Here is a 19328-nt window from a genome sequence, read left to right on the forward strand (position 1 = left end):
ATATGTTTAAAATTGGTTCACATGTTGGGATGAAGGCACCTAAAATGTTAGCAGGATCTGCCATTGAAGCACATAGCTATGATGCTAATTCTATGATGATTTTCACAGGTGCCCCTCAAAATACTCGTAGAAAAGACATTTCAGAATTAAATATAGATGAAGGCAGCAGACTTATAAAAGAGTACGGGATTACTGATATTATTGGACATGCTCCTTATATTGTTAATCTTGGAAATACTATTAAACCTGAAAGTTTTAAATTTGGTGTTGATTTCATGCAAGGAGAAATTAAAAGATGTGATGCTTTAGGTATACAGGCTTTAAGTTTTCATCCTGGAGCTCATGTGGGTGCTGGACCCGAGGCGGCATTAAATCAAATTGCAAAAGGATTAAATGAAGTTATAGCTTCTGATCAAAAAGTACTGATAGCTATCGAAACAATGGCAGGAAAGGGAACAGAAGTCGGTGTAAATTTTGAACAACTTGCAACCATTTTAGATAAAGTAACATTTAATGATAAAGTTGCTATAACGTTTGATACCTGTCATACAAGTGATGCTGGTTACAACATTAAAGATGATTTTGATGGTGTTTTAAATGAGTTTGATCACATAATAGGTATTGAAAAAATTGCTACAGTACATTTAAATGATTCAAAAAATCCACAAGGATCTCATAAAGATCGTCACGAAAACATTGGATTTGGAGAGATTGGTTTTGATACATTGAACTATATAGCCCATCATCCTCAATTAGAGTCAGTTCCCAAAATTATGGAGACTCCATACGTGAAACAAGATGAAAATGACAAAAAAGGTGTTGCACCATATAAAGCTGAAATTGAAATGTTAAGAAATAATAAATTTGATTCAGATATGAAAACTAAGTTAATAAAAAAATAGAACTGCTTAGCAGTTCTATTTTTTTGAACTAAAATGTCCTAGATTAAGTTTTTCCATAATTATTGAAGCAGTTTCTTCAATTGACCTATCCGCAGTATTAATAACTAAACATCCAATTTTATCGTATAATTCTTTTGAATATTCTAATTCATCAATTAATTCTTTTTCATCTGAATACGTAGTGTCTGGGTTTAATCCATAAGCGATCATTCTTTGACGTCTTATTTTCTTTAGAACGTTTAGGTCAGTTGTAAGGCCAACAATTTTTTTAGAATCTATTTTCCATAATTCATCAGGAATCTTTGCTTTGGGAACTAGAGGTAAGTTAGCAACTTTAATATTACTGTTTGCTAAGAATAATGAGAGTGGGGTTTTTGACGTTCTTGATACGCCTAATAAAACAACATCAGCGTCTTCAAATCCTGCTGGATGCTTGCCATCATCGTTAACCAATGCAAATTCAACTGCTGAAATCATGTCAAAGTATCCGCTATCAAGTTGATGCATTGCGCCAGCTTGGTAACTAGGAGTTAGTCCCGAACTATTTTTTACTACAGAAATAATCGGACTCAAAATATCGTAATTAACAATGTTATTTTTTTGACAAAATTCTTTTATATATTTTACATTCTCGGGAGAAACAATTGTGTAAAATAAAATTGAATCTTTATTTTCTTTAATAGTATTTAAAACATTATTAATTTTAGAAATATCAGTCATAAAAGGATAACGATGATACATAACTCCTAGATCAAAAAACTGGGCAATGGCAGCTTTAGTAACATTAAAAGCTGTATCTCCAGCAGAATCAGAAATAATAAAAATCTCTTTATTTTTTGTCATTTTAGTCACCTCGTATTTTAATTTTAGCATTTATTGTTATTTTTATAAAAAAACTTTTGACGAGAGATATCTTTTTGGTATAATACTTAGGTAAGCGTGAAACGGTTACTAATGCTAAAAGTCGAAAGGAGTGATATCATGGCAAAGACTGTTGTTCGCGAGAACGAATCGCTAGATGACGCTCTTAGACGCTTTAAGCGTTCTGTTTCAAAAAGCGGTACACTTCAAGAATACCGTAAAAGAGAGTACTACGAAAAGCCAAGTGTTAAACGTAAGTTAAAATCTGAAGCTGCACGTAAACGTAACAGGAAAAAACGTCGCGGTTAATATTTGAAGAGATTAAAGCATCTGTAGAGCTTTAATCTCTTTTTTTGCATATTTATTATGGTAAAATCATATATAAATAATAATTGGAGGCGTCTTTTGACTGAAGTTTCTATAAAAAAAGATTTTCTTTTGGATAATCAACAAATTGCTATAAGTTTATTTGGTATTAATGATTCAAATCTCAGAATATTAGAGGAAAGTCTAAATGTAAAGATTTCTGCATTTGGTGAAAAAATTTCAATTACAGGAAATGATGAACAAGTAAATAATGCAATTGAGATATTAAAGAGTCTTGTAAAATTAATTAATAAAGATATTACTATCGAACAAGCAGACATAATAAGTGCTGTTAAAATGAGCCAAAGAGGTACACTTTCATACTTTGAAGATTTGTATAAAGAAGAGTTAATAAGAGATGCTAAGGGGCGTCCTGTACGTATAAAGAATTTTGGTCAACGACAGTACGTAAATTCGATTAAAAAAAATGACATAACCTTTGGAATAGGTCCCGCTGGAACTGGTAAAACGTATTTAGCAGTCGTAATGGCAGTTGCCGCTTTAAAAGAAGGAACAGTACAAAGACTTGTTTTAACAAGGCCAGCAGTAGAAGCTGGTGAAAATTTAGGATTTTTACCTGGTGATTTAAAAGAAAAAGTAGATCCATATTTGAGACCTATATATGATGCTTTATATTCTATTATGGGAGTAGAACATGTAGGTAGATTGATGGAACGAGGAATAATTGAAATTGCTCCTTTAGCATATATGCGAGGTAGAACACTAGATGAATCTTTTATTATTTTAGATGAAGCACAAAATACTACTAAGGAACAAATGAAGATGTTTTTAACTAGGCTTGGATTTGGATCAAAAATGATTGTAAATGGTGATATATCTCAAATTGACTTGCCAAAAAATTCGAGTAGCGGTTTAGTTCAAGCTCAAGAAGTTTTACAAAATCTTTTGCATATAGACTTTGTAAACTTTACTTCAAAAGATGTTGTAAGACATCCCGTTGTTGCTGAAATTATTGACGCATATGAGAAAAATTCGAATGAATAAGGAGATATTATGGAATTAAATCTTTTTGCAAATAATCAAATTGATGGAAAAAGAATAAAATGGGTTGAGGATTTAGTTAATTTCACTGCTGATGAATTGAAAATTTCGGATTTAACTGAGGTTTCTATTCATTTTGTTGATATAAATGAAATTCATAGAATAAATAAAGAATATCGTAATACGGATCGTCCAACTGATGTTATCAGCTTTGCCATAGAAGATGAAGAAGAAGAATTTATGGATCAATTTGATGATATTTTAGAACATGACATTGGCGATCTATTTATTTGTAAAGAAGTAGTAGATAACCATGCAAAAGAATATGAACATTCTTTTGATAGAGAATTAGGATACACAATTGTCCATGGTATTTTGCATTTAAGTGGCTATGATCATATAAAGCCTGAAGAAGAAAAAGAAATGATTGGCCTACAAGAAAAAGTCCTTACAAAATTTGGATTGGAGAAATAATTATGATTAAAACAAAAGAAGAAGAACTTATGTATGAAGAAGCAAAAAAAGCATTCGATAAAGCATATGTACCATATTCAAAGTTTCACGTAGGTGCTGTTGTTAAAACAAAAGATGGAAAGTTTTATAGTGGATGTAACATTGAAAATGCTTCTTATGGATTGACTAACTGTGCGGAGAGAACGGCAATATTTAAAGCAGTATCAGATGGATACAGAGAATTTGAAAGTATTTTAGTTATTGGGGATACAAAAGATGGTTGCAAACCTTGTGGTGCATGTAGACAAGTAATGGCCGAATTTATGAAAAAAGATGCAACTGTTTATCTAACAAATATAAAAGATGCATTTGAAAAATACACAATGGAACAAATTTTGCCATATTCATTTTTAAAAGAGGATCTATAATGGAAAATAACGAATTTCACTCAGGTTTTGTAGCAATAGTTGGCCGTCCTAATGTTGGAAAATCGACTTTTATGAATCGTGTTTTAGGACAAAGAATAGCAATAACTTCTGATAAAGCACAAACGACAAGAAATAAAATTTCAGGTGTTTATACAGATAAGGATAAGCAAATTGTCTTTTTAGATACACCAGGAATTCATAAGCCTAAAAATAAACTTGATGATTATATGGATCAAGCAGCATTTTCAACTTTTAAAGAAGTTGACTTAGTCTTGTTTATGACTGAAGCAGGACAATCGGCTGGACCTGGTGATCAGTATATTCTTCAGCAATTAAGTGAAATAAATAAACCTGTATTTTTAGTATTGAATAAAATTGACTTAATTCATCCAGATGAAATAATGTCACAAATTGAAGAATATAAAAATATTTTAGATTTTCAACAAGTATTTCCTATTTCTGCGACAATGGGAAATAATGTTGATGAATTGTTAGATGGAATCGGGCAGTCCTTGGAAGTAGGACCAATGTATTATCCTGAAGATCAAATTACTGATCATCCTGAATATTTTATTGTAGCCGAACTAATCCGTGAAAATATTTTACATGCAACACATGATGAGATTCCTCACTCTGTAGCCGTTGTTGTAGAAAAAATGAATACTAGAATTAATGGGAAGCTTCAAATAGAAGCTAATATCTATGTTGAAAGAGATGGCCAAAAAGGAATTATCATTGGTCAAAAAGGTAGCATGTTAAAACATATTGGGACTGGAGCTAGAAGAAAAATTGAAGATTTATTAGGTGAAAAGATAAATCTAAAACTTTGGGTAAAAGTGAAAAAGAATTGGAGAGACAATCCAAGTTTTCTAACATCAGCCGGATATTCAGCCAAGGATTTTAAATAATGACAATAAAAAAAAACCAGTCCTTTAATGGACTAGTTATTAAAGTTAAAAGATATAAAGAAAACGATGCATTAGTTTATATGATCACTGAACAATTTGGGCTAAAAACATTTTATATTAGAGGGTTTGGTAAATCTAAATCAAAGTTAACTGGAACCTTAATGCCATTTAGTTATGGAGAGTATTTGGGGTCAATAAATGATAATGGTTTTTCATACGTCACTAGTTCAAATGAAGTTCATGAGTTTAAAAATATAGTTTTTGATATTGAAAAAAATGCTTATGCAGCTTTTATTATAGATTTATTTTCTCATGCATTTGATCAAAGCACTAATATAGAAAAAGAATGGTTTGAATATTTAAAAATTGCATTAGAGTTAATTAATAAAAACTTAGATTATCAAATAATCACCAATATTGTCCAAATAAAGCTTTTAGAAGTATTTGGAGTTAAACCAAATTTTAAAAGTTGTGTGATTGGTGGAGAAACAAGTGGAGAATTTGATTTTTCAATAGTTTTAGGCGGAATTATTTGTAGTCGACACTTTATTAATGACCCTAACAGAATTCATGCTGGACAAAAAGTCATTTATTATCTTAGACTTTTTTCAAATATAGATCTAAAAAAAATAAATACAATTGATGTTAAGCAAAGTACAAAAAATCAAATCCAACATGTTATTGATTTAATATATGATGACAATATTGGCTTGAATTTAAAGAGTAAGAAGTTTATTGAAAAACTAAATAGTTATAAATCTTAACAGGATTTTTCATAGGTTAAATACATTTGACATTATCAAACTTTAAAAGTATCATTAATGCGTTAATAAAAGCGATCGTGTGTTGGTGAAAGTCACGAATTATTAAAATGGTAGAACTTAAAAAATAAATAACTAAAAGAGCTAATTTTATATTAGAACTAGGGTGGAACCGCGATTTATCGTCCCTTGCAGTAATTTCTGCAAGGGGCTTTTTTCTTTTTAGTTATGGAGGAATTTTATGGCAAAAAAATTAGATATACAAAACATGATTTTGACACTTCAACAATTCTGGGGTGAAAAGGGATGTATGTTAATGGAATCCTACGATACTGAAAAAGGGGCTGGTACAATGAGTCCTTATACATTCTTGCGAGCTATCGGACCGGAACCATGGAATGCTGCTTATGTTGAACCTTCTAGACGTCCTGCTGATGGTAGATATGGTGACAACCCTAATAGACTTTATCAGCATCATCAATTTCAAGTTGTTATGAAACCTTCTCCAAAAAACATTCAAGAATATTACTTGGATTCTTTGCGTGCACTAGGAATTGAACCGCTTGAACATGATATTAGATTTGTTGAAGATAATTGGGAAAACCCTTCAATGGGATGTGCTGGTGTTGGTTGGGAAGTCTGGCTTGATGGAATGGAAGTAACACAATTTACTTATTTTCAACAAGTCGGAGGACTTCCATGTGATCCTGTAACTAGTGAAATTACTTATGGTGTGGAACGATTAGCTTCTTACATTCAAGATGTCGATTCTGTATATGACTTGCAATGGGGAAATGGAGTCAAATATGGTGATATCTTTAAAGAACCAGAATATGAACATTCTAAATATTCTTTTGAAGAAAGCAATCAAGAAATGTTACTAAATTTCTTTAATGAATACGAAAAAGAGGCGAATCGTTTGATGGATTTAGGATTAGTCCACCCAGCCTATGATTATATTTTAAAATGTAGTCATACTTTCAATTTATTAGATGCCAGAGGTGCAGTTTCTGTTACTGAGCGTGCAGGATTTTTGTCACGAATAAGAAAAATGGCACACAAAGTTGCTAATGCGTTCGTTGAAGAACGTGAGAAACTCGGTTTTCCACTTTTAAAAAATAATGATACACAGGTAGGTGAATAGAATGACAAAAACATTTTTATTAGAATTAGGTTTAGAAGAAATGCCTGCACATGTCGTTACACCAAGTATTGAACAGTTTTCAAAAAGGATTACAGAATTTTTGGATGAAAATCGTTTAAGCTATGGAAAAGTTAAAAAATATTCTACTCCCAGAAGATTAGCATTGATGATAGATGAACTTGCGGATAAGCAAGACGATATTGATGAAGTAGCCAAAGGCCCTGCAAAAAAAATTGCACAAGATGAAAATGGAGATTGGACTAAAGCTGCTATTGGATTTGCAAAGGGACAAGGCGGAAATCCAGACGATATATTTTTTCAGGAACTAAAAGGAACAGAATACGCATATATTAAAAAACATGAATTAGGTAAAAGCTCAAATGAAGTACTTGAGAATTTAAATAAGCCTATTGAAGAAATGATATTTCCAACAAGAATGCATTGGGGAAGTACAAAATTTGAATATATTCGACCAATTCATTGGCTTGTGGCTATGCTTGATGACAAAGTTGTTAATACAAAGATATTAGATATTAAAGCAAGCAACAAAACTAATGGACATCGTTTTTTAGGTCATAAAGAAATAAATATTGAAAATGCAAGTTCTTATTTAAAAGTTTTAAAAGATGATTTTGTTATTGCAGACTCAGAAGAAAGAAAATCAATAATTGAGAATCAAATTAAAAATATTGGTATATCAAATAGTTGGATTATTGATATTGATAAGGATTTACTTGAAGAAGTTAATAATCTAGTTGAATATCCAACTACTTTTTATGGAAAGTTTGATTCTAAGTATCTAAATATACCTGATGAAGTTTTAATTACTTCAATGAAAGATAACCAAAGATATTTTTATGCTAGAAATCAAAATAAAGAACTGGCTCCAGTATTTATTGGAGTTAGAAATGGAAACAATGAGTATATAGAAAATGTTATTCGCGGTAACGAAAAAGTACTTGTCGCTAGACTTGAAGACGCACAATTTTTCTATCAAGAAGATCAAAAAAATGATATAGCATTTTATGTCAATCGTTTAAAAAATGTTACTTTCCATGTTAAAATTGGTTCAGTCTTTGAAAAAATGAAACGCACTTCAATAATTGCAAACATTATTGCTGAACATTTGGATATTTCTAATGATGAACTTATGGCATTAAAAAGAGCAAGTGAAATTTATAAGTTCGATTTAGTCACTGGTATGGTAGATGAATTTCCTGAATTACAGGGAATAATGGGAGAAAAGTATGCTGAATTAATGGGAGAAACTAAGACAGTCGCAACAGCCATTCGTGAGCATTACATGCCTACTACTGCTGAAGGTGAATTACCAAGTTCAAAAGTTGGAGCAATTTTAGCTATAGCAGATAAACTTGATTCAATTATGTCATTTTTCTCTGTCGATATTATACCTAGTGGATCTAATGACCCATTTGCATTACGTAGACAAGCATATGGAATTGATAGAATTCTCAATAATATGAATTGGGATATATCGTTAGAATTAATTCAAAAAGAAATAATCAACAAATTTGATGAAAATGATAATTTTGAAAAAAATCAAGTAGAAGTTACAGAATTTATTATCGAGAGATTAAAACAATTATTTAAAAATATAAATATGGATCATGACATTATTGAAACAACAATTAAGTCAACTACTCATTCTCCATCAATTATTGTAAAAATCGCGAAAATATTAAAAGAACAGAGGCAAACTTCAGATTTTAAAGAAACAATTGAATCTTTATCAAGAGTTCAAAAAATATCTGAAAAAGCTAATGGAAATATTCAAGAAAATAGCATTAATACTAATCTTTTCCAAAATGAGTCTGAGAAAAACTTGTTTGATGCGGTTAATGAAATTGATATTTCAATGAATAATCTTGATAAATTATTCCAACAAATTAAAGAACTTCATCCAATTATCGACAAATATTTTGAAGAAAATATGATTATGGATAAAAATGAAGATATTAAAAATAATCGTCTTATCCAATTAAATAAAATTAATGAATTGGGTAGAATTTTTGGTGATTTAAGTGAGTTAGTTATTAAATAAGGAGGCATTTTATGGCGGGACGAATTCCAGAAAGTTTTATTGAAGAAGTTCGAAGCAAGACTGATATTGTTGATATTATTAGTAATTATGTTCAACTTAAAAAATCTGGGAAAAACTTATTTGGATATTGTCCTTTCCATGAAGAAAGAACAGGCTCTTTTTCCGTTTCTGAAGATAAGCAAATATTTCATTGCTTTAGTTGCGGACGTGGTGGAAATGTTTTTAGTTTCATAATGGAAATTGAACATTTGAACTTTCCTGAAGCTGTAATTAAAGTTGCAGATATAATTGGAATATCGGTTCCAACAGAAATTACTACTGTAACTACGAGTGAAACAAAACAAAACACAAAATTTAATGAACTACAAAATCTTTATAATGAAGCTCAGATTTTGTACCAGCATATTCTTAAAAGAACGACTACAGGTGAAGATGCACTGGATTATCTTCATAAAAGAGAATTAACTGATGAAACGATTCAGACATATGAAATTGGATTTGCACCTGATAAGAGTGATTTCTTACTTACTTTTTTTAGAGAAAAGAATATCTCTGATGATTTGCTAAGAGAGTCGGGTTTGTTTTCTGAAAATAATGATGGAGAATTATTTGATAGGTTTCGTGGAAGAGTGATGTTTCCAATTAAAGACCAAAATGGAAAAGTAATCGCTTTTTCAGGGAGAATACTAAATAAAGAGTTAGACGTCGCAAAATATTTAAACAGTCCTGAAACATTTTTATTTAATAAGAGCAAGGTTTTATTCAACTATGACTTAGCAAAAAAAAATATTAGATCTGAACAACAAATAGTTTTGTTTGAAGGTTTTATGGATGTAATTAGTGCTTATCAATCTGGAGTAACAACAGGTGTTGCTTCGATGGGTACTAGTTTAACAGATCAACAAATTTATCTAATAAATAGAATTACCGATAAAGTTGTAATCTGCTATGACGGTGATGATGCAGGGCAAAATGCTACACACAGATCAATTTCTTTGTTTAAAGATAAAAAAATTGATATCGGAGTTGTTACACTTCCACAAAAAATGGATCCGGATGAGTTCATTAAATCTCGAGGTTCTGATGCATTTAAAAAAATTCTTAAAAATGGAACACAAACAGTTATTTCATTTGAATTTAATAGAATGAGTCATGATTATAATTTTGACAATGACCGTGATAAGCTAGAATTTTTAGATAATGCATTAAGACAACTAGCATCTGTAAATTCTGTTGTTGAGATCGAAATGTATCTTCAAAAATTATCAGATAATTTATCAATCGGATTAGATACCTTAAAGAAACAATTTTCCACTATACAAAGAGAAGAATTAATTAAGCGCCCACCAGCTGATTTTGGAAAAAAAGCAGCAATTATTACAACTAAGCCAGAAAAAGTAAACACAAAACTTGAAATTGCACAACAAAATTTGTTATATTTAACATTACGTTCAAAAGATGTTTATAATAAAATATTGAGTGTGAAAAACTTTGCTTTTATCGATGACAGGTATAATAAAATATTAGGGTCATGGGCAGATATTGCTGAGTTTGATATGAGTATATCTGAATTTATGGATCACCTTGAGGACGATTTAAAACCAGTAGTAGCTCAATTAGAGCTTAAGGATTTTCCAGATGATTATTCTGATGATACTGTTGACGATTATATTAACGTTATAATTAATAACTCGGTAGTAGAGGATTATGAAAATACCAAGAAATTGCTAAAACAAGCTGCTGCAAGTAATGATGATCAAAGAGTTTTAGAATTAACCAATCAGATGATTGAATTGAAAAATAAGTTATTAAACTTAAATAATCCTAATTAGGAGGCTTTTTGAATGGCTGAGAAGAAAAAAAGCGTTATAAAATCAAGTGAGGAACTTGAAACTGCAACAAAGAGTTTAATTAAGGATTACAAATCAAAAAAAGAAATAAATGAAGAAGACTTACTTGAAAAACTAATTAAGCCTTTTGCATTAAAAGATGAATCTATTGATGAATTAATTGAACGATTAGAAGATGAAGGAATTGGTGTTGTCGATGAAAATGGTGAGCCAAGTAAACTTAGTCTTTTAAAAGAAAAAGATATAGATAAAGCAGAACTAAATAATTTATCTGCCCCAACTGGAGTTAAGATTAATGATCCTGTAAGAATGTATTTAAAAGAAATTGGTCGTGTACCACTTTTAAATGCACAAGAAGAAGTTGATTTAGCCTTAAAAATTGAAGAAGGCGATGAAGTTTCAAAACAAAAGTTAGCTGAAGCTAACCTTAGATTGGTAGTTTCTATTGCCAAAAGATATGTTGGACGTGGAATGCAATTTCTTGATTTAATTCAAGAAGGTAATATGGGATTGATGAAAGCCGTTGAGAAGTTTGATTATCGTAAAGGATTTAAATTTTCAACGTATGCAACATGGTGGATTCGTCAAGCAATTACACGTGCAATTGCCGATCAAGCAAGAACAATTCGTATACCAGTTCACATGGTTGAAACAATTAACAAACTTATCAGAATTCAAAGACAATTACTTCAAGATTTAGGCCGTGAGCCAACACCAGAAGAAATTGGTGCCGAAATGGACTTACCTACAGGTAAAGTTCGTGAAATACTAAAAATTGCTCAAGAACCAGTTTCATTAGAAACACCAATTGGAGAAGAAAATGATTCTCACTTAGGTGATTTCATTGAAGACATTGATGCAACTAGTCCAGAAGATCATGCTTCTTATGAACTTTTGAAAGAACAGTTAGAAGATGTATTAGACACATTGACTGATCGTGAAGAAAATGTTTTAAGATTGAGATTTGGATTAGATGACGGTCGTACAAGAACTCTTGAAGAAGTTGGTAAGGTTTTCGGAGTTACTCGTGAAAGAATTCGTCAAATTGAAGCGAAAGCTTTAAGAAAATTAAGACATCCATCTAGATCAAAGCAACTAAAAGATTTTATGGAATAAACAAAAAGAGAGCTTATTGCTCTCTTTTTTTGTGGTATCATTTTTATATTAAAGAGAAGTAGGTTAATATTTTGAGTAATTCAATTTCTAAAAGACTAAAAGAAGTGGCTAAATTTGTTGATCAGGATTCAAAAATAGTTGATGTTGGTTCAGATCATGCATATTTACCAATTAACTTAGTAGAAAACAAAATAGTACAGTCTGCCATTGCTGGTGAAGTTGCTGAGGGACCTTTAAGTCGTTCAGTAGAAAACATACGTAATCATAATCTGGAAAATAAAATTGACGTTAGGTTAGGTGATGGGCTTGACGTTATTTCAAATGAGGACAATGTTGATACAGCTATAATTGCAGGTATGGGTGGAATATTAATAACTGATATATTACAAAGGTTTGTGGAAAGAAAAGAATTTGAAATTCAAAAATTAATATTGCAGCCTAATATTGGCGAAGCGGCGGTTAGATATTGGTTAGTAAAAAATGGATATAAAATTGTAAATGAGAATATTCTTGAAGACGAAGGTCATACTTATGAAATTATAGTCGCTAAGAAGTCGGATGATATTCCTGACTATACAAGAGCGGATTTTTTATTAGGACCTATCCTAAGAATAAACAACAATAAAGCATTTGAAAAAAAATGGAGAAGAAAATTTTTAAAATATAAAAACACATTAAAAGGAATTAAAGGATCTAAAAATCCAGATAGTAAAAAAATTAACGAATTAGAAGTTGATTTGAAAATTTTAGAGGAGTTATTCAATGACTAATATTCAAGATATTATCGATAAAATAGAAGAATTTGCTCCATTATCTTTAAAGGAAGAAAATGACCCGACAGGCTTTCAGATAGGTAACAGGTCAAAAGAAATAAAAAAAATAATGACGACATTAGATGTACGTCCCAATGTCGTTAAAGAGGCGATAGAAAAAAATGTTGATTTAATTATTGCTCATCATCCAATTATGTTTAGACCAGTTAAAAATTTGGATATAACTAATCCACAAAATAAAATGTATTATGATTTAATTCAAAATGATATATCCGTACATTCTGCACATACTAATATCGACAAAACGATGGGTGGAATGAATGATTGGTTAAGTAATAAAATTGGGTTAACAAATATTAAGCCGATAGAAGAACTTAATGGACTGGGAAGAATTGGAGAAGTAACACCAATTTCTCTTTCTGATTTTTCAGAACAAATAAAAGAAAAATTTAATCTATCAGGATTGAGAGTGATTAAGTCTGAAGAAAAACTTGTTCATAAAGTTGCAATTATCGGAGGAGATGGCGGGAAATTTCACCCTATTATTAAACAATTAGGTGCAGATACATTTATTACTGGAGATGTTTATTATCATACAGCTCATGATATGCAAAGCTTGGGTTTAAATGTAATTGATCCGGGTCATCATATTGAAAGTATTTTTATTTCAAAAATGTCGGAAAAAATTAAAGATTGGTCTAAGCAAAATAACTGGAACATTGATATAATACAGTCAGAATCAAATACTGAACCTTTTTGGTTTATATAAGGAGAAATAATATGGCAAAATACGAAAATTTATTACCAAGATTTTTAAAATATGTTAAAACGAATACTCGTTCTGATGCAAATTCAACAAGTATTCCCTCAACAAAAAGACAAATTGATTTTATCAATAGTTTGAAGGAAGAATTGGAAGAAATCGGACTTGAAGAAGTAAAAATAAACACTGACAATTACTATTTGACTGCAAAAATATCTTCAAATATCGATAAGGAAGTTCCATCAATCGGTTTTATTTCTCATATTGATACGGCTGATTTTAATTCTGAAAAAGTAAATCCTAAAATCATTGAAAATTACGATGGAAAAAGTGTAATTAAACTTGATGATGAAGGTCAGTACGTATTAGATCCAGCTGAGTTTTCTTCACTTAAAAAATATGAAGGAAATACTTTGATTACTACTGATGGAAGCACATTGTTAGGTGCTGATGATAAATCTGGTGTAGCTGAAATTATTACTTTTGCCGAAGAATTAATAAATAATCCAGAAATTAAACATGGAGATATTAAAATTGCTTTTGGACCTGATGAAGAGATTGGTACAGGAGCAGACCATTTTGACGTCGATGATTTTGATACTACTTATGCATATACGGTTGATGGTGGGGCTTTAGGTGGCTTAGAGTTTGAAACATTTAATGCCGCATCTTTAAAAGTTGATATAAAGGGAAAAAATGTACATCCAGGATCTGCTAAAGGAATAATGATTAATTCAATTCAACTTGGAATTGAATTTCAAAATGAATTACCAGAAAAAGAAGTTCCAGAACTCACAGAGGGAAAAGAAGGTTTCTTCCACTTATTAAGTTTTGACGGGACCGTTGATGAATCCCACTTGAATTATATTATTAGAGATTTTACAAGAGATGGATTAGAAAATCGTAAAAACTTAGCTAAAGAAATTGGTGAAAAGCTTAATAAAAAATATGGTGATATTGTAAAAGTAACGATTAAAGATGAATATTATAATATGTATGAAGTTATAAAAAATAATATGCAAGTTGTAACTTTAGCTGAAGAAGCTATGAAATCGCTTGGAATTGAACCAGAAGAAGAACCTGTACGTGGTGGAACAGATGGGTCAAAAATTTCATTCTTAGGTATACCTACGCCCAACCTATTTGCTGGTGGGGAAAACATGCATGGAAGATTTGAATATGTATCATTACAAACCATGGAAGATGCAGTAGATGTAATTACTAAAATTGTTGAATTGAATGCAAAATAGGAGGAAATAAAAATGCCAATTGTACACATTGATCTTGTTGAGGGAAGAAGTAATGAACAACTAAAAAAAATGGTTAAAGATGTAACTCAAGCCATTAGTGATAGTGTTGATGTTCCAACAGAACGAGTTCATATTATTATCAATGAAATGAAAAAAGAGAATTATTCAGTCGGTGGAATTTTAAAAAGCGATGAGAAGTGATTAAGTTTTTCTAAGAATTATTGATTGAAATATTAACCTAATTTACAATAATCTTATAGAGAATTATTTTTTGGGGGATTATTGTGAAATTTATGAGATTTATTATTATAAATATAATTATCATATTGGGGTTGGTTGGGCTGTTTTTACAAGCTGTCCAAAGTATTGCAATAAGCAAATAAAAAGGTTTTCCTTTTAGGGAAAACCTTTTTATTATCTATGCATCCTAATAAAATCTAATATTCTTTTTTCTTCGTCTGGTGTTGCTAACTCTCCATTACTCTTTAAAGTATGAAGTCTTTCAACTGAAAGATGTATTTCAAAAGCTAATTGAGTATCATTTGAATTTGTTTTCTTTTGGTATTCGATAATTTCATGTGATAAATTCATAATTAGTTCTCCTTTAACTAAAATTATTTAAATTAAAAAGTCTTAAAATCACTGAAAGGCCAATATCGTAATTTAACAACACCGACTATCTTATCTTTTTTAATAAATCCAATCATTCTACTATCTTTAGAAACATTTCTATGATCACCCATCACAAAGTAATAACCAGCTGGTACTTTTCCAGTCTTTTTAACCTCGTTTAAAAGTTTAGGATTATTACTATATATAGATTGGTAATATTGATTTTTTGCTAAAGTCTTTAATGTAAAGTTGTTAGTATAGGTTACGCCTTGTGCATGTTGCTCTTCTTTAAAGTTATTTTCTAAATATGGCTGAGCTATTTTTTTACCATTAATATACATAACATCATTTTTTGATTCAACCGTATCGCCGGGCATACCGATTACACGTTTAATGTATTGTGCATTTTTTTGATCGGGAGCATCTAAAATGACAACATCATTTCTTTTAGCATCATGTTTTCTAATCGCAATAATTCTATCCTTATCTTCAAATGTTGGTTGCATGGAAGGTCCAGAGACTCGATCATTAGCAATTAAAAATGATTTAATTCCCCATACCACAAGAAAAACTGCCAAAGCTCCTAAAATAGTAGTAATCCAAAAATGTAAGGGTGTTTCTTCTTTTTGTTCTTTTTTACTCATATTAAAACTCCTATTGATTAATACCATAATTATAACATTTTAAAAAAATATGCGTATAATATTAATTACGTATAATACTAATTAATTATACAAAAGGAAACTGCAAATGAATAACTTTGAAAAATATATAGAACAAGTTATAAAACTTTCAAAAAAATTTGAGGGAATTGATGAAGTTGATAAAAGAATTGAATTGATTTTAAATTTCGATAATGCTTTATCAAAAAATATTATTCCCGATGAAAATCTTTATAGTTTAGTTTTTTCTGAAGAAGAAATATTATTAATTTTACAAAAAAGATTTAATCTAGAATCCTTAGAAGAACTTGATAGATATCTAAGCTATTTTAGACAATATTTGCAAGAAAGCTATGGCTATTGGGCAACAATAACCAAACCGTTTTTGAATTCTTTTTTGGATACTTTTAAGTTTGATAGATGCTTAGAACTTATGGCGGGCAATGCGTATATTTCAAAGTATTTTTTTGATAAAAATAAATTAGTATATCCAACCGATTCAAATGCTTGGTCTTCAAGTAGTAATACAGGGAAAAAACAACTAATTGATGTTGAAAAAATTGATGCTCTGGATGCTTTTGAAAAGTATTATGATAAAGTAGACATTATTATGTTGGCTTGGAGTCCTGATTTTGACGAAATTGATTATCAAATTTTGCAAAGATATCGTAAAATAAAGGGTGATAAGCCACTATTCTTTATCATTGGCGAAATCGATGGTGCTACAAATAGCGATAAATTTTGGGGTAGTGTGAACATAAAAGAATCAAGTCTTATAAATAAAGTAAATGGTTTTTACAGTAATTATGACATTGTTGATGACCATTTATACTTAATTGGGTGAGAAGTTTGAAAAGAAAAATTACAATAACCGTGTTGATAACATTTTTACTTATAGTATCTGGTGTGCTTTTTTCGCAACATGACAATATAAAATATAAAAGTGTATTAAATAGAAACGGAATTTCAGAAGAAGCTTTAATATTAAAGACAGCTTCTAATGAGACAATTATTAACGGCATAAATAAGCTTTCTAAAAAAAAGAATCTTAGTTTTAAGCTTCATTTTATTAGTAAGAAAAATCCTGATATTTCTTACTATTACTGTCAAAATGAAAAAATGAAATTACCAATAACAAAGGGAAGAGGTTTCTCTTATTTAGACTTTAAAGCTGGTACTTCTTTTGTAGTTGCAGGTAAAGATGTTAAAGATATATATAAACCACAAGAACAGGCATATATAAACGTAAACAATCAATTTTTACCAGTAGTTGGTGTAGTATCTGCTGACAAAAAAAGTAATTTAAATAAGCATATTTTTATTTCAATCTCACCTTATTCTATAAATAATTTAGAAAAGATAAATGACTATAGAATTGTACTGGATGGAATTTCTTCTCGAAATAAACAAAAAACATTGAAATCTGTCAAAAATGCATTTTCTTCTAAAAAAGCTGTGAACTCTGTTAATAAAATCAATAATGTTAAGCAAAAGTTAATTGAAAAAGATAAATTTTTAATTTTAATTTTAATATTTGTAACAGTAATAATTGCAATATTAAACTTTAATTTATTGATACCTATGAAATATCTAATTAATAATTCGCAATTGAATGGGGACTTACAAAATGATTTTAAAGTAGGACTGATTTTTCAATATATTTTGTATAATATCTTGTCTTTTGTTTTTTCATATTTCTTTATTCAAAAATTCATTGTAATTATTAATCAAACACAGTTTTTAACTTTTTTTGTTATTAATATAATAGTTTCAATTATTTTAGGGTGTTATGTAATTTTTACAAAAAATAGGAGATTAATTCATTAATGTCATTAAATTTACCAGAAGATTTTAAAAAGAAGTATGAGAGATTATTTGGAAGTAGATATAAATATTTTGAGAATTCCTTATTTAAAGAGCCTATTGAAGGTTTTAGATTGAATCCTTTAAAAGAAGATTATGAAAATGTTCAAGTAAATGTAGACTCAAAAGTTGATTATTCTGATATTGGATATTATGGCAAGATTAACGGTAATAGTATAGATCACATTAGTGGTTATCTATATAGTCAAGATCCAAGCGCAATGTATGTTGCTGAAGTCTTAAACCCCAAACCAGGAGAAAAAATACTAGATTTATGTGCAGCTCCTGGAAGTAAAACGACACATATTGCTTCAAAAATGAACAATAAGGGAATATTAGTTGCCAATGAAATAAATACTCCTAGAGCAAAAATTCTTTCGTCTAATATTGAAAGAATGGGTGTTACCAATGCAGTTGTTTTAAATAATCGTCCAGACCAATTACTTAGTAGTTTTACCGGATATTTTGATAAAATTGTCGTTGATGCTCCTTGCTCAGGTGAGGGAATGTTTAGAAAAGATCATGAAGCTGTTAATTATTGGTCATTAGACTATGTAAAAGCATGTGCGAAGAGACAAAAAGAAATATTAGCTGTCGCTTTCGAGTTACTTAGACCAGGTGGTGAAATGGTATATTCGACATGTACTTTTTCCGCTGAAGAAGATGAACAAAATGCTTTATGGTTAGCTGATAACTTTAATATGGAGATTATTGCTATCGATAAGTATGAAGGAATGGAAGAAGGTATTCCTGCTTGGTGTAATAATGATAATAGGGCAAAAAGTTTTCTAAGGATGTTTCCTGATAGTTTTAAAGGTGAGGGACATTTTATAAGTAAATTTAAAAAAAACGAAGAAGATTTAAATTTTAAATTTCAAAAATCTAAAAATAAAAATATTGAAAAAAAATCTAAGGAATTATTTGATGTTTTTTGTAATGATAATTTAAATACTTCTTTTGAAGGTATACAACAGCATGGCTTGACTTTGGAGAAACCAATAATTGATACTTCGACTTTAAATAATGAATTGAAGATACTTAGAAATGGTTTGAGGTTAGGAGAATTAAAAAAGAATAGATTTGAACCTAATCACTCTTTAGTATTATCTTTAAGCTCTAATCAGATAAAAAATGTTCTTGAGCTAAGTGAAAATGAATATACAAAATATATTCACGGAGAAACCATAAAAATTAATGATAATTTAAGTAGTCAGTGGATAGGAGTTTCTTATAAGAAAAAAATATTTTCTTGGGGTAAAATTGCTAATAATACAATTAAAAATTTTTATCCAAAAGGATTACGACAATAAAACACATCTCAATATTAATTGAGATGTGTTTTATTGTTTATTTGAATCATATTTATTTAATATATTTTTTACATTAATAACTACAAAGCTAAAGAATAGTATTACAGTAGTTATAAATGCAGCTAAACCAGCGTTTTCACTTCCAAATAACTTTGGTAGAAACATTGGCCAGAAAAACACATAAGCTACGATAAATAATATGATTATTGCACTTGAAAAAAATCTAAATATTTTACTCATAA

22 protein-coding genes are annotated in these 19328 nt (G+C 29.7%); 18 read left to right on the plus strand and 4 right to left on the minus strand.

Going from position 1 to position 19328, the window contains the following annotated elements; all coding sequences use genetic code 11:
• Window positions 1-2: 2 nt before the first annotated feature.
• Complete coding sequence (locus ACUV9F_RS03310) at window positions 3-902, plus strand: deoxyribonuclease IV (protein WP_446184261.1); 900 nt, start codon at window positions 3-5, stop codon at window positions 900-902.
• Between the two features lie 15 nt (window positions 903-917).
• Here ACUV9F_RS03310 and ACUV9F_RS03315 read toward each other — a convergent pair whose 3' ends face one another.
• Window positions 918-1745 (minus strand): pyruvate, water dikinase regulatory protein, encoded by an 828-nt coding sequence (locus ACUV9F_RS03315; RefSeq protein ID WP_446184262.1) that lies wholly within the window; start codon window positions 1743-1745, stop codon window positions 918-920.
• Between the two features lie 138 nt (window positions 1746-1883).
• Here ACUV9F_RS03315 and rpsU point away from each other — a divergent pair, with 138 nt between their 5' ends.
• From rpsU to ACUV9F_RS03385, 14 genes are all read left to right on the plus strand, one after another.
• On the plus strand, window positions 1884-2072 hold the full coding sequence (gene rpsU / locus ACUV9F_RS03320) for a 30S ribosomal protein S21 (RefSeq protein WP_446184263.1): 189 nt from the start codon (window positions 1884-1886) through the stop codon (window positions 2070-2072).
• A gap of 96 nt (window positions 2073-2168) precedes the next feature.
• Window positions 2169-3134 (plus strand): PhoH family protein, encoded by a 966-nt coding sequence (locus ACUV9F_RS03325; protein WP_446184264.1) that lies wholly within the window; start codon window positions 2169-2171, stop codon window positions 3132-3134.
• 9 nt (window positions 3135-3143) lie between these two features.
• Window positions 3144-3605, plus strand: coding sequence for an rRNA maturation RNase YbeY (ybeY, locus tag ACUV9F_RS03330; protein ID WP_446184265.1), 462 nt, complete (start codon window positions 3144-3146; stop codon window positions 3603-3605).
• Window positions 3606-3607: 2 nt separating this feature from the next.
• Window positions 3608-4012, plus strand: coding sequence for a cytidine deaminase (gene cdd / locus ACUV9F_RS03335; protein ID WP_446184266.1), 405 nt, complete (start codon window positions 3608-3610; stop codon window positions 4010-4012).
• A complete protein-coding gene (gene era / locus ACUV9F_RS03340) occupies window positions 4012-4920 on the plus strand; it encodes a GTPase Era (RefSeq protein ID WP_446184267.1) in 909 nt (302 codons plus the stop codon). The genes cdd and era overlap by 1 nt, the downstream gene beginning before the upstream one ends.
• On the plus strand, window positions 4920-5684 hold the full coding sequence (gene recO, locus ACUV9F_RS03345; protein ID WP_446184268.1) for a DNA repair protein RecO: 765 nt from the start codon (window positions 4920-4922) through the stop codon (window positions 5682-5684). Before era ends, recO begins: the two co-directional genes overlap by 1 nt.
• A 238-nt stretch (window positions 5685-5922) precedes the next feature.
• Window positions 5923-6825: a glycine--tRNA ligase subunit alpha gene (gene glyQ, locus ACUV9F_RS03350; RefSeq protein WP_446184269.1), complete on the plus strand. Its 903-nt coding sequence runs from the start codon at window positions 5923-5925 to the stop codon at window positions 6823-6825.
• A gap of 1 nt (window position 6826) precedes the next feature.
• A complete protein-coding gene (glyS, locus tag ACUV9F_RS03355) occupies window positions 6827-8887 on the plus strand; it encodes a glycine--tRNA ligase subunit beta (RefSeq protein ID WP_446184270.1) in 2061 nt (686 codons plus the stop codon).
• Between the two features lie 11 nt (window positions 8888-8898).
• Entirely contained in the window at window positions 8899-10719 is a 1821-nt protein-coding gene (gene dnaG / locus ACUV9F_RS03360; protein WP_446184271.1) for a DNA primase, read from the plus strand.
• A 12-nt stretch (window positions 10720-10731) separates the two neighbouring features.
• Window positions 10732-11853, plus strand: coding sequence for an RNA polymerase sigma factor RpoD (gene rpoD, locus ACUV9F_RS03365; RefSeq protein ID WP_446184272.1), 1122 nt, complete (start codon window positions 10732-10734; stop codon window positions 11851-11853).
• Between the two features lie 71 nt (window positions 11854-11924).
• Window positions 11925-12623: a tRNA (adenine(22)-N(1))-methyltransferase gene (locus ACUV9F_RS03370; protein ID WP_446184273.1), complete on the plus strand. Its 699-nt coding sequence runs from the start codon at window positions 11925-11927 to the stop codon at window positions 12621-12623.
• Window positions 12616-13395, plus strand: a complete 780-nt coding sequence (locus ACUV9F_RS03375; protein ID WP_446184274.1) for a Nif3-like dinuclear metal center hexameric protein — start codon at window positions 12616-12618, stop codon at window positions 13393-13395. The genes ACUV9F_RS03370 and ACUV9F_RS03375 overlap by 8 nt, the downstream gene beginning before the upstream one ends.
• 11 nt (window positions 13396-13406) lie before the next feature.
• Complete coding sequence (gene pepT / locus ACUV9F_RS03380) at window positions 13407-14639, plus strand: peptidase T (protein ID WP_446184275.1); 1233 nt, start codon at window positions 13407-13409, stop codon at window positions 14637-14639.
• 12 nt (window positions 14640-14651) lie between these two features.
• Window positions 14652-14840: a 2-hydroxymuconate tautomerase gene (locus tag ACUV9F_RS03385; RefSeq protein WP_446184276.1), complete on the plus strand. Its 189-nt coding sequence runs from the start codon at window positions 14652-14654 to the stop codon at window positions 14838-14840.
• A gap of 213 nt (window positions 14841-15053) precedes the next feature.
• Here ACUV9F_RS03385 and ACUV9F_RS03390 read toward each other — a convergent pair whose 3' ends face one another.
• Together ACUV9F_RS03390 and lepB are read right to left on the minus strand one after the other, a co-directional pair.
• A complete protein-coding gene (locus ACUV9F_RS03390) occupies window positions 15054-15230 on the minus strand; it encodes an LBP_cg2779 family protein (RefSeq protein WP_446184277.1) in 177 nt (58 codons plus the stop codon).
• A 32-nt stretch (window positions 15231-15262) separates the two neighbouring features.
• The gene (gene lepB / locus ACUV9F_RS03395; protein ID WP_446184278.1) at window positions 15263-15895 is read right to left on the minus strand and encodes a signal peptidase I; all 633 of its coding nucleotides are present in this window, start codon (window positions 15893-15895) and stop codon (window positions 15263-15265) included.
• A gap of 106 nt (window positions 15896-16001) precedes the next feature.
• On the opposite strand from lepB, the gene ACUV9F_RS03400 reads away from it, so the two are divergent.
• The 3 genes from ACUV9F_RS03400 to ACUV9F_RS03410 are packed head-to-tail and all read left to right on the plus strand — an operon-like array spanning window position 16002 to window position 19086.
• On the plus strand, window positions 16002-16757 hold the full coding sequence (locus ACUV9F_RS03400) for a hypothetical protein (RefSeq protein WP_446184279.1): 756 nt from the start codon (window positions 16002-16004) through the stop codon (window positions 16755-16757).
• Window positions 16758-16762: 5 nt separating this feature from the next.
• Window positions 16763-17740: a hypothetical protein gene (locus tag ACUV9F_RS03405; RefSeq protein WP_446184280.1), complete on the plus strand. Its 978-nt coding sequence runs from the start codon at window positions 16763-16765 to the stop codon at window positions 17738-17740.
• Window positions 17740-19086 (plus strand): RsmF rRNA methyltransferase first C-terminal domain-containing protein, encoded by a 1347-nt coding sequence (locus tag ACUV9F_RS03410; protein WP_446184281.1) that lies wholly within the window; start codon window positions 17740-17742, stop codon window positions 19084-19086. Before ACUV9F_RS03405 ends, ACUV9F_RS03410 begins: the two co-directional genes overlap by 1 nt.
• 30 nt (window positions 19087-19116) lie before the next feature.
• On the opposite strand, the gene ACUV9F_RS03415 is transcribed toward ACUV9F_RS03410, so the two are convergent.
• Entirely contained in the window at window positions 19117-19326 is a 210-nt protein-coding gene (locus ACUV9F_RS03415) for a hypothetical protein (RefSeq protein WP_446184282.1), read from the minus strand.
• Window positions 19327-19328: the final 2 nt, after the last annotated feature.

This window comes from Daquilactobacillus linshuiensis (genome assembly GCF_052828685.1).